Source organism: Mycobacterium sp. NGS57, from assembly GCF_059812405.1.
The window spans coordinates 158,877-172,674 of record NZ_JCALCP010000001.1; the positions used below are offsets into that span (position 1 = coordinate 158,877).

Sequence of the window (13,798 nt, forward strand, 5' to 3'; positions counted from 1 at the left end):
GTCGCCGGGATAACCTGGGACGGTGTCAGGGCAAGCCACAACCGCACGCAGCGATGTCGTGCTGGTGGGCGCCGGCATCATGAGCGCCACGCTGGGGGCGTTGCTGCGGCGCCTGGAACCGGACTGGTCGATCACGCTGATCGAGCGGCTGGACGCCGTCGCCGCCGAAAGCAGCAGCCCCTGGAACAACGCCGGCACCGGGCACTCCGCGCTGTGCGAGCTCAACTACACCCCGCAGCGCCGCGACGGCTCGATCGACATCGCCAAGGCGGTCCGCATCAACGAGCAGTTCCAGGTGACCCGCCAATTCTGGGCCTACGCCGCCGAGAACGGCATCCTGAGCGACTGCGGCTTCATCAACCGGGTCCCGCACGCCAGCTTCGTGCGCGGGGCGGCGGGCGTGGACTATCTGCGGCGTCGCCAACGCGCGCTGGCGCACAACCCGCTCTTCGCGCGCACCGAATTGATCGACGACCCGGAGGAATTCGCGCGCCGGCTGCCCTACATGGCGGCCGGGCGCGACTTCTCCGAGCCGACCGCGCTCAACTGGGCCGCCGACGGCACCGACGTCGACTTCGGTGCATTGGCCCGGCAACTGATCGGCTTTTGCGTGCGCCGCGGCGCCAGCGCGCTGTTCGGCCACGAGGTGCGCAACCTGACCCGCCGGCCCGACGGCGGCTGGACGCTGCTGACCCGCAACCGCCGCACGGGCGAAAAGCGGCGGGTGGCAGCCAAATTCGTCTTCGTCGGCGCCGGCGGCGACGCCCTGCCGCTGTTGCAGAAGTCGGGCATCAAGGAGGTCAGGGGCTTCGCCGGCTTCCCCATCGGCGGCCGGTTCCTGCGCGCGGGCAACCGGGCGCTGACCGCCGCGCACCACGCCAAGGTGTACGGTGCGCCCGCGCCCGGCGCCCCGCCGCTCGGCGCGCTGCACCTGGACCTCCGGTTCGTCGACGGCAAGCCGTGGCTGGTGTTCGGGCCGTATGCCGGCTGGTCGCCGAAGTTCTTGAAGCACGGCCACTTCACCGACCTGCCCCGCTCGATCAGGCCGAACAACCTGCTGTCGATACTGGGCGTCGGGGCCGGCAACATGCCGCTGGTGAATTACCTGATCGGTCAGCTGCGCCTGTCCGGGTCCGACCGGGTGCGCGCGCTGCGCGAATTCGCCCCCAGGGCAACCGGTTCGGATTGGGAGCTGACGGTGGCCGGTCAGCGGGTCCAGGTGATCCGCCGCGACAAGCGCAAGGGCGGCGCGCTCGACTTCGACACCACCTTGCTCAGCGCGGCCGATGGCAGCATCGCCGGGCTGCTCGGGGGGTCGCCGGGGGCGTCGACGGCCGTGCCGGCCATGCTCGACGTGCTGCGGCGCTGCTTCGCCGACCGTTACGGCGCGTGGCTGCCCACGCTCAAGGAGATGGTGCCGTCGCTGGGCGCGGAGTTGTCGCGCGAGCCCGCGCTGTTCGACGAGGTGTGGGCGTGGGGCACCAAGGCATTGCGGCTGGAGGCGTCGTGATGGAAGCTTTGCGCCGCGTCTGGTCCAAAGACCTTGACGTCCCGACCCTTTACGAGCTGCTCAAGCTGCGGGTCGAGGTCTTCGTCGTCGAGCAGGCCTGCCCGTACCCGGAGCTGGACGGGCGCGACCTGCTTGCCGAGACCCGGCACTTCTGGCTGGAAACGCCGGACGGCGAAGTGATCTGCACACTGCGGCTGATGGAGGAGCACGCCGGCGGCGAGAAGGCGTTCCGGATCGGTCGGCTGTGCACCAAACGCAGCGCCCGCGGGCAGGGCCACACCACCCGGCTGCTGCGCGCCGCGCTGGCCGAGGTCGGCGACTACCCGTGCCGGATCGACGCGCAGGCCTATCTGGCCGACATGTACGCCCAGCACGGATTCGTCCGCGACGGTGACGATTTCGTCGACGACGGCATCCCGCACCTGCCGATGCTCAAGCCTTCGCGCTCCGGCATCGCGGAGCAGCCGTGAAGCCCTACCCGTTCAGCGCCATCGTGGGCCACGACCAGCTGCGGCTTGCGCTGATGCTGTGCGCCGTGCGCCCGGAGATCGGCGGCGCGCTCATCCGCGGCGAGAAGGGCACCGCCAAGTCGACGGCCGTGCGCGGGCTGGCGGCGCTGCTGGCGGCCGCGTCTGGCACTACCGACTCCGGCCTGGTCGAAATGCCGCTCGGCGCAACCGAAGACCGGGTGATCGGCTCGCTGGATCTGCAGCGGGTGCTGCGCGACGGCGAGCACGCGTTTTCACCCGGGCTGCTGGCCCGCGCGCACGGGGGCGTGCTCTACGTCGACGAGGTCAACCTGCTGCACGACCACCTGGTCGACGTGCTGCTGGACGCCGCCGCGATGGGACGGGTGCACGTCGAACGCGACGGCATCTCCCATTCGCACGAGGCGCGGTTCGTGCTGATCGGCACGATGAATCCCGAGGAGGGCGAGCTGCGCCCGCAGCTGCTGGACCGGTTCGGCCTCACCGTCGACGTGCAGGCCTCCCGCGACGTCGACGTCCGCACCGAGGTCGTCCGGCAGCGCATGGCCTACGAGGCCGACCCCGACGCCTTCGCGCACCGCTACGCCGGCGCCGAGGCGGAACTGGCCCACCGGATCTCCGCGGCGCGCGCCCTGGTCGACGATGTGGTGTTGCCGGACAACGAATTACGGCGCATCGCGGCGCTGTGCGCGGCGTTCGACGTCGACGGCATGCGGGCCGACCTGGTGGTGGCCCGCACCGCCGTCGCGCACGCGGCGTGGCGCGGCGTCACCACCGTCGAGGAGCAGGACATCCGGGTTGCCGCCGAGCTGGCGTTGCCGCACCGGCGCCGCCGCGACCCGTTCGACGACCCCGGCATCGATCGCGAGGAGCTCGACGAGGCCCTGGCGCGGGCCGGCGCCGACGACCCCGAGCCCGATCCCGACCCGCCCGGCGGCGGGCAGGCAGCCGATCCGACTGCGCCGCAACCGAATTCGAAGCCACAGCGCCCCCGATCGCCGCAACCAAGCGCGCCGCCGTCGGCGACGTTTCGCACCCGCGCGCTGACGGTGCCCGGCGTAGGCGAGGGCGCACCCGGCCGGCGGTCGCGGGCGCGCAACGCCTCCGGCCGCGTGGTGGCCCCCGCCGACCCCGGCGAGCCCAGTCCCGCCGCGCACGGCCTGCACCTGTTCGCCACCGTGCTCTCGGCCGCCGAACACGCCGGGGCGGGGCCGCTGCGGCCGCGGCCGCAGGACGTGCGCCGCGCCATCCGCGAAGGGCGCGAAGGCAACCTGGTGATCTTCGTCGTCGACGCCTCCGGATCGATGGCCGCCCGCGACCGCATGGCCGCGGTGAGCGGGGCCGCGCTGTCGCTGCTGCGCGACGCCTATCAGCGCCGCGACAAGGTCGCCGTGATCACCTTCCGGCAGGCCGGTGCGCGGCTGCTGCTGCCCCCGACGACGTCGGCGCACATCGCCGGGCGGCGACTGGCCCGATTCGACACCGGCGGCAAGACACCGCTGGCCGAGGGCCTGTTGGCCGCGCGTGAGCTGATCGTCCGCGAGCGGGCACGCGACCGGGCACGCCGCCCGCTGGTCGTGGTGCTCACCGACGGGCGGGCCACCGCCGGGCCGGACCCGTTGGGGCGCAGCGGGATCGCGGCAGCCCGGTTGCTCGCCGAGGGTGCCGCCGCGGTGGTGGTGGACTGCGAGACCTCGTACGTGCGGCTGGGGCTGGCCGGCCGGCTCGCCGATCAGCTCGGGGCACCCGCGGTACGGCTGGAGCAGTTGCGCGCCGACCACCTGACCCGTGCCGTGCGCGGCGCGGCCTGACCGAGCGAGGGATAACCACCGATGCCACAGGGAAAACCGGTCAGCGTACCCGACGACGGCCTGACCACCCGGGCGCGGCGCAACACGCCCGTGCTGGCGGTGCACACCGGCGCGGGCAAGGGCAAGTCGACGGCCGCGTTCGGAATGGCGTTGCGGGCGTGGAACGCCGGGCTGCGCGTGGCCGTGTTCCAGTTCGTCAAGAGCGCCAAGTGGAAGGTCGGGGAGGAGGCGGCCTTCGCCCAACTCGGCGAGCTGCACGACCGGTACCGGATCGGCGGGGCCATCGAATGGCACAAGATGGGCAGCGGTTGGTCGTGGACCCGCAAGGGCGGAAGCGACGACGACCACGCGGCGTCCGCGGCCGACGGGTGGGCCGAGATCGCGCGCCGGCTGGCCGAGCAGCGCCACGACTTCTACGTGCTCGACGAATTCACCTACCCGCTCAAGTGGGGCTGGGTCGCCGTCGACGATGTCGTCGAGGTCCTGCTGGCCCGGCCGGGCCACCAGCACGTGGTCATCACCGGGCGCGACGCCCCGCCGCGGCTGATCGAGGCCGCCGACCTGGTCACCGAGATGACCAAGGTCAAACACCCGATGGACGCCGGCCGCAAGGGCCAGAAGGGCATCGAATGGTGACCCTCCCCGCCGCAACCCCCGCCCCCACCCCCCGCGAGCGCCCGTGTTTGTACGGGGACACGCGGCACGGGCTGTCATTTTGCGGGCGCTCGCCGAGGGGGGAGGGGCCGCGATGAGCCCCGTCCCCGCCGTGGTCGTCGCCGCGCCGGCGTCGGGCAGCGGAAAGACCACGGTCGCAACGGGTTTGATAGGCGCCCTGCGCCGGGCCGGCCACACCGTCGCGCCGTTCAAGGTCGGCCCCGACTTCATCGACCCCGGGTACCACGGCCTGGCCGCCGGCCGCCCCGGCCGCAACCTCGACCCGGTGCTGGTGGGCGAAGACCTCATCGGCCCGCTGTACGCCCACGGCGCGCGCGGCGCCGACATCGCCGTGATCGAGGGCGTGATGGGTCTTTTCGACGGGCGCATCGCGACCGCCGCGACCGCACCCGCCCAAGGTTCCACCGCCCACGTCGCCGGCCTGCTGGGCGCCCCGGTGATCCTGGTCGTCGATGCCCGCGGCCAGAGCCACAGCATCGCCGCGCTGCTGCACGGGTTTTCGACGTTCGACGCCGCCACCCGGGTGTGCGGGGTGGTCCTCAACCGGGTCGGCTCTGCCCGCCACGAGCAGGTGCTGCGGCAGGCCTGCGAACAGGCCGGCGTCCCGGTGCTCGGCGCCATTCCGCGCGTCGCCGAATTGGAGCTGCCCACAAGGTATCTCGGCCTCGTCACGGCGTTGGAGTATGGGCGCCGCGCGCGGGACGCGGTCGAGGCGATGACCGCTTTGGTCGCCCGCTGCATCGACCTGGTCGCCGTCATGGCGACCGCGGACTCCCGGTCCACCGATCGGCCGTGGGACCCCGCGGCCGCGGTGGGGGAGCCACCCACTGCGCGCCCCACCGTGGCGATGGCGGGCGGGAAGGCGTTCAGCTTCGGCTACGCCGAACACACCGAGCTGCTGCGCGCGGCCGGCGCCGACGTCGCCGAATTCGACCCGCTGGCAGACGCCCTGCCCGACGGCACCGACGCCGTGCTGCTGCCCGGCGGCTTTCCCGAACAGTTCACCGCGGAGCTGTCGGCCAACGAGGTGGTGCGCCAACAGATCAACGAGCTGGCCGCCGCGGGCGCGCCCGTGCACGCCGAATGCGCCGGCCTGATCTATCTGGCGGCCGAGCTCGACGGGCACCCGATGTGCGGCGTGCTCGCCGGGTCGGCGTCGTTCACCCCGTGCCTCACGCTGGGCTACCGCGACGCCGTCGCCGTGGCCGACTCGCCGATGTATTCCGCCGGCCAGCGCGTGGTCGGGCATGAATTCCACCGGACCGCAGTCACTTTCGCCCAAACGTATGAGCCGGCATGGGTGTACCGCGCCGGCGACGACACCGTGCGCGACGGCGTCGCGCACGCCGGCGTCCACGCGTCCTACCTGCACACCCACCCGGCCGCGACGCCCGGCGCGGTGGCGCGCTTCGTCGCGCACGCCGCGGCTCGAAGGGCGACCAACCTTTAGGCTTGCCCGGTGACCGACAACGCCTACCTGGCCGGGTTGCGGCTGGCCGGCAAGAAGGTCGTGGTGGTCGGCGGGGGGACCGTCGCCCAGCGCCGGCTGCCCCTGCTCATCGCGAGCGGCGCCGACGTCCACCTCATCTCGCGCAGCGCCACCCCGGCCGTCGAGGCGATGGGCGGCATCGCGCTGTCGGTGCGCGAATACCGCGACGGCGACCTCGAAGGCGCCTGGTACGCGATCGCGGCCACCGACGACGCGCAGGTGAACGCCGCCGTCGTCGCCGAGGCCGAGCGCCGCCGGATCTTTTGCGTCCGGGCCGACATCGCCGTCGAGGGGACCGCGGTGACGCCGGCGACGTTCGGCTACGCCGGGCTGTCGGTGGGGGTCCTGGCCGGTGGCGAGCACCGCCGCTCGGCCGCGATCCGGTCGGCGATCAGGGAGGCCCTGCAGACCGGGGCGATCGCGCCGGACAGCACCGTGAGCGACGACGTCATCAAAGGCGGCGTGGCGCTGGTCGGTGGCGGTCCCGGTGACCCGGAGCTGATCACCGTTCGCGGCCGCCGCCTGCTCGCGCAGGCCGACGTCGTCGTCGCCGACCGCCTCGCGCCGCCCGAACTGCTCGCGGAGCTGCCGCCGCACGTCGAGGTCATCGACGCCGCCAAGATCCCGTATGGGCGGGCCATGGCCCAGGACGCGATCAACGACGTCATGATCGAGCGTGCGAAAGCCGGCAGCTTCGTGGTCCGCCTCAAAGGCGGCGACCCCTTCGTCTTCGCGCGCGGCTACGAAGAGGTGCTGGCGTGCGCGGAGGCCGGGATTCCGGTGACCGTGGTGCCGGGTGTGACGAGCGCCATAGGCGTGCCCGCCCTGGCGGGCGTTCCGGTCACGCATCGGGCGATAAATCACGAGTTCGTGGTGGTCAGCGGGCACGTCGCGCCCGGGCACCCCGAATCGTTAGTGAATTGGGACGCATTGGCCGCCCTGCGGGGCACGATTGTTTTGCTGATGGCGGTCGAACGCATCGAACTTTTCGTCGACGCGCTGCTCGCGGGCGGCCGACCTGCGGATACGCCGGTGCTGGTGGTCCAGCACGGAACAACGGCAGCTCAGCACACGTTGCGAGCCACCCTCGCCGACACGCCCGAGAAGATCCGCGCGGAGGGGATCCGACCTCCCGCGATCATCGTCATCGGCTCGGTTGCTGCGTTCGGCCTTTAAACGATTCTTAAGATTACTGTAAGGTAACCCATTATGACGGCTCTCAACGACACAGAGCGCGCGGGCCAGAACTTGGCCTCCGCACGCCCCGATCGTCCGGCCCCGGTGCGCGCCCCGCGCCCGGAGGAGACCGCCTCGTCACGGATCAGCAGGTATTACCCGGCCTGGATGCCTTCCTGGCGCTTCGTCGCGGCCGTGATCGCCATCGGGGGGATGCAGCTGCTGGCCACCATGGACAGCACCGTCGCCATCGTCGCGCTGCCCAAGATCCAGAACGAGTTGAGCCTGTCCGACGCCGGCCGCAGCTGGGTGATCACCGCCTACGTGCTCACGTTCGGCGGGCTGATGCTGCTGGGCGGGCGACTCGGCGACACCATCGGGCGCAAGCGGACGTTCATCGTCGGTGTCGCGCTGTTCACCATCTCCTCGGTGCTGTGCGCGGTCGCGTGGGACGAGGCGACCATGGTCATCGCCAGGCTGCTGCAGGGCATCGGTTCGGCCATCGCCTCGCCCACCGGCCTGGCGCTGGTGGCGACCACCTTCCCGAAGGGCCCGGCGCGCAACGCCGCCACGGCGGTGTTCGCCGCGATGACGGCCGTCGGCTCGGTGATGGGCCTGGTGGTCGGCGGGGCGCTGACCGAGCTGTCCTGGCGGCTGGCGTTTTTGGTGAACGTGCCCATCGGGCTGGTGATGATCTACCTGGCCCGGACCGCGCTGCGGGAGACCAACCGGGAGCGGATGAAGCTCGACGCCGCCGGGGCACTGCTGGCCACCGTGGCGTGCACCGCCGCCGTCTTCGCGTTCTCGGTGGGACCGGAGAAGGGCTGGATCTCGCTCACCACGATGGGACCCGCCGCGGTGGCGCTGGCGTCGCTGCTCGCGTTCGTCGTCGTGGAGCGCACCGCCGAAAACCCCGTCGTGCCGTTCAAGCTTTTCCGCGACCGAAACCGGCTGATCACCTTCATCGCGATCTTCCTGGCCGGCGGCGTCATGTTCAGCCTGACAGTGTCCATCGGCCTGTACGTGCAGGACATCCTGGGCTACAGCGCGCTGCACGCCGGCATCGGCTTCATCCCGTTCGTCATCGCGATGGGCATCGGCCTCGGGGTGTCCTCGCAGCTGGTGTCGCGGTTTTCGCCGCGGGTGCTGACGATCGGCGGCGGCATCCTGCTGTTCGTGGCGATGCTCTACGGCTGGGGTTTCATGCACCGCGGTGCGCCGTACTTCCCCAACCTGGTCCTGCCGATCATCGTGGGCGGGATCGGCATCGGCATGGCCGTCGTCCCGCTGACCCTGTCGGCGATCGCCGGGGTGGGCTTCGACCAGATCGGCCCGGTGTCGGCCATCGCGCTGATGGCGCAGAGCCTGGGCGGCCCGCTGGTGCTGGCCGTCATCCAGGCGGTGATCACCTCGCGCACCCTGTACCTGGGCGGCACCACGGGCCCGGTGAAATTCATGACCGACGCCCAATTGGGGGCGCTGGACCACGGCTACACCTATGGCCTGCTGTGGGTGGCCGGGGCGGCCGTCATCGTCGGCGCCGCGGCGCTGTTCATCGGCTACACGCCCCAGCAGGTCGCCCACGCCCAAGAGGTCAAGGACGCGATCGACGCCGGCGAGCTGTAGCCTCCCGCAACCACATCCGCCGCAGGTTAGGCTTGCCCGCTGTGATCACCCGGATGTCCGAGCTATTCCTGCGCACCCTGCGCGACGATCCCGCCGACGCGGAAGTGCCCAGCCACAAACTCCTCATCCGCGCCGGCTACATCCGGCCCGTCGCGCCCGGGTTGTACAGCTGGCTGCCGCTCGGGCTGCGGGTGCTGCGCAGGATCGAACGCGTCGTGCGCGACGAGATGACCGCGATCGGCGGCCAGGAGATCCTGTTCCCCGCGCTGCTGCCGCGCGCCCCGTATGAGACGACGAACCGGTGGACCGAGTACGGCGACGGCGTGTTCCGCCTCAAGGACCGCCGCGGCAACGACTACCTGCTGGGCCCCACCCACGAGGAGCTGTTCGCGCTGACGGTCAAGGGTGAATACAGCTCCTACAAGGACTTTCCGCTGCTGCTGTTCCAGGTCCAGACCAAATACCGCGACGAGGCGCGCCCGCGCGCCGGCATCCTGCGCGTGCGCGAATTCGTGATGAAGGACTCCTACTCCTTCGACGTCGACGACGCCGGGCTCAAGGCCGCCTACCACGCGCACCGCGACGCCTATCAGCGCATCTTCGAAAAGCTCAAGGTGCGCTACGTGATCGTCTCGGCGGTGTCGGGCGCGATGGGTGGCAGCGCGTCGGAGGAGTTCCTGGCCGAGAGCGCGGTCGGCGAGGACACCTTCGTGCGCTGCCTGCAGTCCGGATACGCCGCCAACGTCGAGGCCGTCGTCACCGCGCGCCCCGACGCGCTCCCGATCGACGGCCAACCCGAGGCCGTCGTCCACGACACCGGCGACACCCCGACGATCGCCACCCTGGTCGACTGGGCCAACACGGCCGGTCTGGGCCGTTCGGTCACCGCGGCCGACACTTTGAAGAACGTGCTGCTCAAGGTGCGCGAGCCCGGCGGGGAGTGGGAGCTGCTGGGCATCGGGGTGCCCGGCGACCGCGAGGTCGACGAAAAGCGGCTGGGCGCCGCGCTGGAACCGGCCGAATACGCGTTGCTCGACGACGCCGACTTCGCCAAATACCCCTTCCTGGTGAAGGGTTACATCGGGCCGAAAGCGTTGCGCGACAACGGTGTTCGCTATCTCGTCGACCCGCGGGTGGTGGACGGCACCAGCTGGATCACCGGGGCCGACGAGCCCGGCCGTCACGTCGTCGGGCTGGTGGCCGGCCGCGACTTCACCGCCGACGGCACCATCGAGGCCGCCGAGGTGCGCGACGGCGACCCGTCCCCGGACGGCGCCGGGCCGCTGGTGTCCGCCCGCGGCATCGAGATCGGCCACATCTTCCAGCTCGGCCGCAAATACACCGACGCCTTCACCGTCGACGTGCTGGGCGAGGACGGCAAACCGGTGCGGCTGACCATGGGCTCCTACGGGCTGGGGGTGTCGCGGATGGTGGCCGTCATCGCCGAGCAGCATCACGACGAGCTGGGCCTGCGCTGGCCGCCGGCGGTCGCACCGTTCGACGTGCACCTGGTGATCGCCAACAAGGACGCCCAGGCGCGCGCCGGGGCGACGGAGCTGGCCGCCGACCTGGATGGGCTGGGTGTCGACGTGCTGCTCGACGACCGGCAGGCCTCGCCGGGGGTGAAGTTCAAGGACGCCGAGTTGTTGGGCGTGCCGTGGATCGTCGTGGTGGGGCGGGGCTGGGCGGACGGTGTGGTCGAGCTGCGCGACCGCTTCGGCGGACAGACCCGCGAGCTGGCCGTGGGCGCCTCGCTGGCCGCCGACGTCGCGGCGACGCTGACCGGTTAGCGCGCGGCTACTCGTTGCCGCCCGGGAAACTCGTCGTGATGGGCCAGGCGCCCAGCACCCGGTTCCACCGGGCGCCCATGACCGCACTCTGCGTCAGCGCCGTCGAAGCGAACGCGCGGTCGTCGGCGGTCTCGGCGCGCTCGATGACCGCGCGCCACGCGATCGCGCCGTCGTTCTCCATCCGGACCGCCAGCCGCGCCGCGTCCGCCGGGCTGGCCACCAGCAGCGGCAACTGGTAGCCCGCGGCGGCCACCGGGGCGTTGACCTGGCGGGCGGACAGCATCGCGATGACGTCGTCGCGGCGCTGGCGGTGCTGGGTCAGGGCCTCGACCACCATGCCGTTGACGCTGGGCGGCGACATCGCCGACACGATGCCGTAGCCGTAGACGGTCGAGTGTTCGATGGCAAGCGCGTCGCACAGCGCGGCGTTGTCGGCGTCCTTGCCCGAGCTCATATCGACGGGCCCCCGGGCACCAGCGCCACCAGGTAGGACGCCGTGCAGGACGCGGCGATCGAGGCCAGCAGCCCCGCCCGGTAGCCCGATTCGCTCGCCACCAGGCGCGCGGCGCCGTCGGCCGACGCGTGCAGCGAGTCGATCACGTCGGACACCGGCGGCGGCGGCGGGGGCGGGCCCGGCGGCGGGGGCGGGCCGGGGCTGGTCGTCTCGGTCGACGAGGAGGCGAGCTTGCCGGCGGCCCGCGAGATCTCCGTCGACAGGGCGCGGGCATGCGCGCCGCGCTGGTTCGCGACCACGCTCAGCGCGGCCGCGATCTGCGGCGGGGTGCCGACGGCCGCGGCGGCGGCGGCGGCGAGCGCGCTGTCCTTGCGGGCCTGGTCCAGCGGCCCCCAAAGGTTCTCGACGGCCGGCGGCTTGGGCGGGGATTCGCCGCAGGCGGAGGCGACCACCCCGAGCGCGGCGAGGGCCGCGGCACCGGCGAGCACGCCCCGCCGGTTGGTGACGGGTGCTGCGCTGGACACAGCAACATCCTGCCACGCGGTGACCACGCCGCGGTCCGCCCGTTCTGGGCGAAATCCTGGCGTATCGTGGATAGCTACTAGACCGGAAGCCACCCGGAAGCCACTAGGGTGGCTCCTCCGCCAGATGACCGGACAACTCAAGATGAGGAGCTCGCCGTGACCACCGGGCTACCTTCACAGACGCAGGTGATCGAGCTACTCGGCGGTGAGTTCGCGCGCGCCGGTTACGAAATCGAAGACGTGGTCATCGACACCCGTGCGCGCCCGCCGCGGATCACGGTGGTCGCCGACGGCGACGACCCCCTCGACCTGGACACGATCGCCACCCTGTCGCGTTCGGCGTCGGTTTTGCTGGACGGGCTGGACCGCACCGCCGACGGCTATGTGCTCGAGGTCTCCTCGCCCGGGGTTGAGCGCCCGCTGACCAGCGAGAAGCACTTCCGCCGCGCCCGCGGTCGCCGGGTCGACATCGCGCTGTCGGATGGGTCACGGCTGACCGGGCGCGTCGGCGAGACCCGCGACGGCACGGTCGCGCTGGTGGTCCGCGCCGGGCGGGACTGGACGCTACGCGAAGTCTCACTCGCCGAGATCACGAAAGCCGTTGTGCAGGTTGAGTTTTCGTCGCCAAGCCAGGTGGAGATGGAACTCGCGACGGGGACGGAGGCCGCAACATGAACCGCGCCGGCGACGATGCAGAGCGCAAGAGCGATGTGGGGGCACCTCCCGCTTGCGGGGGAGAGGAGCGGCGCTGATGAACATCGACATGGGCGCGCTGCATGCGATCGAGGTGGACCGGGGCATCTCGGTCAACGAGCTCCTCGAGACGATCAAGTCCGCGCTGCTGACCGCCTACCGGCACACCCAGGGCCACCAGAACGAGGCCCGCATCGAAATCGACCGCAAGACCGGCGTCGTACAGGTGATCGCGTGCGAGACCGACGAGGACGGCAACGTCATCAGCGAATGGGACGACACGCCTGAGGGTTTCGGCCGCATCGCCGCGACGACCGCGCGGCAGGTGATGCTGCAACGGTTCCGGGACGCCGAAAACGAGCGCACCTACGGCGAGTTCTCCACCCGCGAGGGCGAGATCGTCGCCGGCGTCATCCAGCGGGACAGCCGGGCCAACGCGCGCGGCCTGATCGTCGTGCGGATGGGCACCGAGACCAAGGCGTCCGAGGGCGTCATCCCGGCCGCCGAACAGGTCCCCGGCGAGAGCTACGAGCACGGCAACCGGGTCCGCTGCTATGTCGTCGGCGTCACCCGCGGGTCCCGCGAGCCGCTGATCACGCTGTCCCGTACCCACCCCAACCTGGTCCGCAAGCTGTTCTCGCTGGAGGTCCCCGAAATCGCCGACGGGTCGGTGGAGATCGTGGCGGTCGCCCGCGAGGCCGGCCATCGCTCCAAGATCGCGGTGCGCTCCAACGTTCCCGGGCTGAACGCCAAAGGGGCGTGCATCGGCCCGATGGGGCAGCGGGTCCGCAACGTGATGAGCGAACTGTCCGGGGAGAAGATCGACATCATCGACTACGACGAGGACGCGGCCCGCTTCGTCGCCAACGCGCTGTCGCCGGCGAAGGTGGTCTCGGTGGCGGTCATCGACCAGACCGCCCGCGCCGCGCGCGTGGTGGTGCCCGACTTCCAGCTGTCGCTGGCCATCGGCAAGGAGGGCCAGAACGCCCGGCTGGCCGCCCGGCTCACGGGATGGCGCATCGACATCCGCGGTGATTCACCGGGGCACGCCGAGGACCACCCCGAACACGGCGCCAGCCATCCGGTGGCCCACGACCGCTAGCCGTTCGGAGCTCCGGTCGAGGGGCGCTAAACTAGCGCGTGATCCAGCGCGAGCCTTCGGAACCCCGATCACGTTGCGCGCACCGAAGCACCGGCGGACCGGTGCGGACGTGCGTGGGGTGCCGGAAGCGAGAGTTGGCCGCCGAACTGCTTCGAGTGGTGGCTGTGTCGACGGGGAACGGCGAATACGCCGTGATCGTTGACAGCAGGAGTAACCTGCCGGGGCGGGGTGCGTGGTTGCATCCCGAACCGCAGTGCGTACAACAGGCGATCCGGCGGCGGGCTTTCACCAGAGCGTTGCGCATCACCGGTTCACCGGACACCTCCGCGGTGGTCGAGCTGTTACGACAGCCCGACTCGCCCGGCAACAGAACAGGTAGCAAGAACATGAGCACACCGTGAAGTCCCGATGACTCGGATCAACATGCGTTACAGCTAATTCCCGAGGCGCGGCCGCCCAC

The 13,798-nt window shown here is 71.4% G+C and carries 13 protein-coding genes; 11 read left to right on the forward strand and 2 right to left on the reverse strand.

Going from position 1 to position 13,798, the window contains the following annotated elements:
• The first annotated feature begins 22 nt into the window (after positions 1-22).
• From mqo to AC5Y43_RS00815, 8 genes are all read left to right on the forward strand, one after another.
• Positions 23-1,510: a malate dehydrogenase (quinone) gene (gene mqo / locus AC5Y43_RS00780; protein WP_499968301.1), complete on the forward strand. Its 1,488-nt coding sequence runs from the start codon at positions 23-25 to the stop codon at positions 1,508-1,510.
• Positions 1,507-1,980 carry a GNAT family N-acetyltransferase gene (locus AC5Y43_RS00785; RefSeq protein WP_499968303.1) on the forward strand — a complete coding sequence of 158 codons (474 nt, stop codon included), beginning with the start codon at positions 1,507-1,509 and terminating at the stop codon, positions 1,978-1,980. The genes mqo and AC5Y43_RS00785 overlap by 4 nt, the downstream gene beginning before the upstream one ends.
• The gene (locus tag AC5Y43_RS00790; protein ID WP_499968305.1) at positions 1,977-3,809 is read left to right on the forward strand and encodes a magnesium chelatase subunit D family protein; all 1,833 of its coding nucleotides are present in this window, start codon (positions 1,977-1,979) and stop codon (positions 3,807-3,809) included. Before AC5Y43_RS00785 ends, AC5Y43_RS00790 begins: the two co-directional genes overlap by 4 nt.
• A gap of 21 nt (positions 3,810-3,830) precedes the next feature.
• Positions 3,831-4,445, forward strand: a complete 615-nt coding sequence (gene cobO, locus AC5Y43_RS00795) for a cob(I)yrinic acid a,c-diamide adenosyltransferase (RefSeq protein WP_499968307.1) — start codon at positions 3,831-3,833, stop codon at positions 4,443-4,445.
• Between the two features lie 112 nt (positions 4,446-4,557).
• Positions 4,558-5,934, forward strand: a complete 1,377-nt coding sequence (locus tag AC5Y43_RS00800) for a cobyrinic acid a,c-diamide synthase CobB (RefSeq protein ID WP_499968309.1) — start codon at positions 4,558-4,560, stop codon at positions 5,932-5,934.
• 9 nt (positions 5,935-5,943) lie between these two features.
• Complete coding sequence (gene cobA / locus AC5Y43_RS00805; RefSeq protein ID WP_499968311.1) at positions 5,944-7,149, forward strand: uroporphyrinogen-III C-methyltransferase; 1,206 nt, start codon at positions 5,944-5,946, stop codon at positions 7,147-7,149.
• A gap of 33 nt (positions 7,150-7,182) precedes the next feature.
• Positions 7,183-8,775, forward strand: coding sequence for an MFS transporter (locus AC5Y43_RS00810; RefSeq protein WP_499968313.1), 1,593 nt, complete (start codon positions 7,183-7,185; stop codon positions 8,773-8,775).
• 41 nt (positions 8,776-8,816) lie between these two features.
• Positions 8,817-10,565 carry a proline--tRNA ligase gene (locus tag AC5Y43_RS00815; RefSeq protein ID WP_499968315.1) on the forward strand — a complete coding sequence of 583 codons (1,749 nt, stop codon included), beginning with the start codon at positions 8,817-8,819 and terminating at the stop codon, positions 10,563-10,565.
• Positions 10,566-10,572: 7 nt separating this feature from the next.
• On the opposite strand, the gene AC5Y43_RS00820 is transcribed toward AC5Y43_RS00815, so the two are convergent.
• Together AC5Y43_RS00820 and AC5Y43_RS00825 are read right to left on the reverse strand one after the other, a co-directional pair.
• Positions 10,573-11,019: a ferritin-like domain-containing protein gene (locus tag AC5Y43_RS00820; RefSeq protein ID WP_499968317.1), complete on the reverse strand. Its 447-nt coding sequence runs from the start codon at positions 11,017-11,019 to the stop codon at positions 10,573-10,575.
• On the reverse strand, positions 11,016-11,543 hold the full coding sequence (locus tag AC5Y43_RS00825; RefSeq protein ID WP_499968319.1) for a twin-arginine translocation signal domain-containing protein: 528 nt from the start codon (positions 11,541-11,543) through the stop codon (positions 11,016-11,018). The genes AC5Y43_RS00820 and AC5Y43_RS00825 overlap by 4 nt, the downstream gene beginning before the upstream one ends.
• A 156-nt stretch (positions 11,544-11,699) precedes the next feature.
• On the opposite strand from AC5Y43_RS00825, the gene rimP reads away from it, so the two are divergent.
• The 3 genes from rimP (at position 11,700) to AC5Y43_RS00840 (ending at position 13,739) form a co-directional block, all read left to right on the forward strand.
• On the forward strand, positions 11,700-12,218 hold the full coding sequence (gene rimP / locus AC5Y43_RS00830; protein WP_499968321.1) for a ribosome maturation factor RimP: 519 nt from the start codon (positions 11,700-11,702) through the stop codon (positions 12,216-12,218).
• A 76-nt stretch (positions 12,219-12,294) separates the two neighbouring features.
• Positions 12,295-13,338: a transcription termination factor NusA gene (gene nusA / locus AC5Y43_RS00835; RefSeq protein WP_499968323.1), complete on the forward strand. Its 1,044-nt coding sequence runs from the start codon at positions 12,295-12,297 to the stop codon at positions 13,336-13,338.
• Positions 13,339-13,502: 164 nt separating this feature from the next.
• The gene (locus AC5Y43_RS00840) at positions 13,503-13,739 is read left to right on the forward strand and encodes a YlxR family protein (protein ID WP_499969344.1); all 237 of its coding nucleotides are present in this window, start codon (positions 13,503-13,505) and stop codon (positions 13,737-13,739) included.
• Positions 13,740-13,798: the final 59 nt, after the last annotated feature.

What these genes read in the sequence shown, in the direction of transcription:
- cobO (WP_499968307.1), top strand. Translation starts at nt 3,831, where the DNA reads ATGCCACAGGGAAAACCGGTCAGCGTACCCGACGACGGCCTGACCACC.
- AC5Y43_RS00810 (WP_499968313.1), top strand. Translation starts at nt 7,183, where the DNA reads ATGACGGCTCTCAACGACACAGAGCGCGCGGGCCAGAACTTGGCCTCC.
- AC5Y43_RS00820 (WP_499968317.1), bottom strand. Translation starts at nt 11,019, where the DNA reads ATGAGCTCGGGCAAGGACGCCGACAACGCCGCGCTGTGCGACGCGCTT.
- AC5Y43_RS00800 (WP_499968309.1), top strand. Translation starts at nt 4,558, where the DNA reads ATGAGCCCCGTCCCCGCCGTGGTCGTCGCCGCGCCGGCGTCGGGCAGC.
- nusA (WP_499968323.1), top strand. Translation starts at nt 12,295, where the DNA reads ATGAACATCGACATGGGCGCGCTGCATGCGATCGAGGTGGACCGGGGC.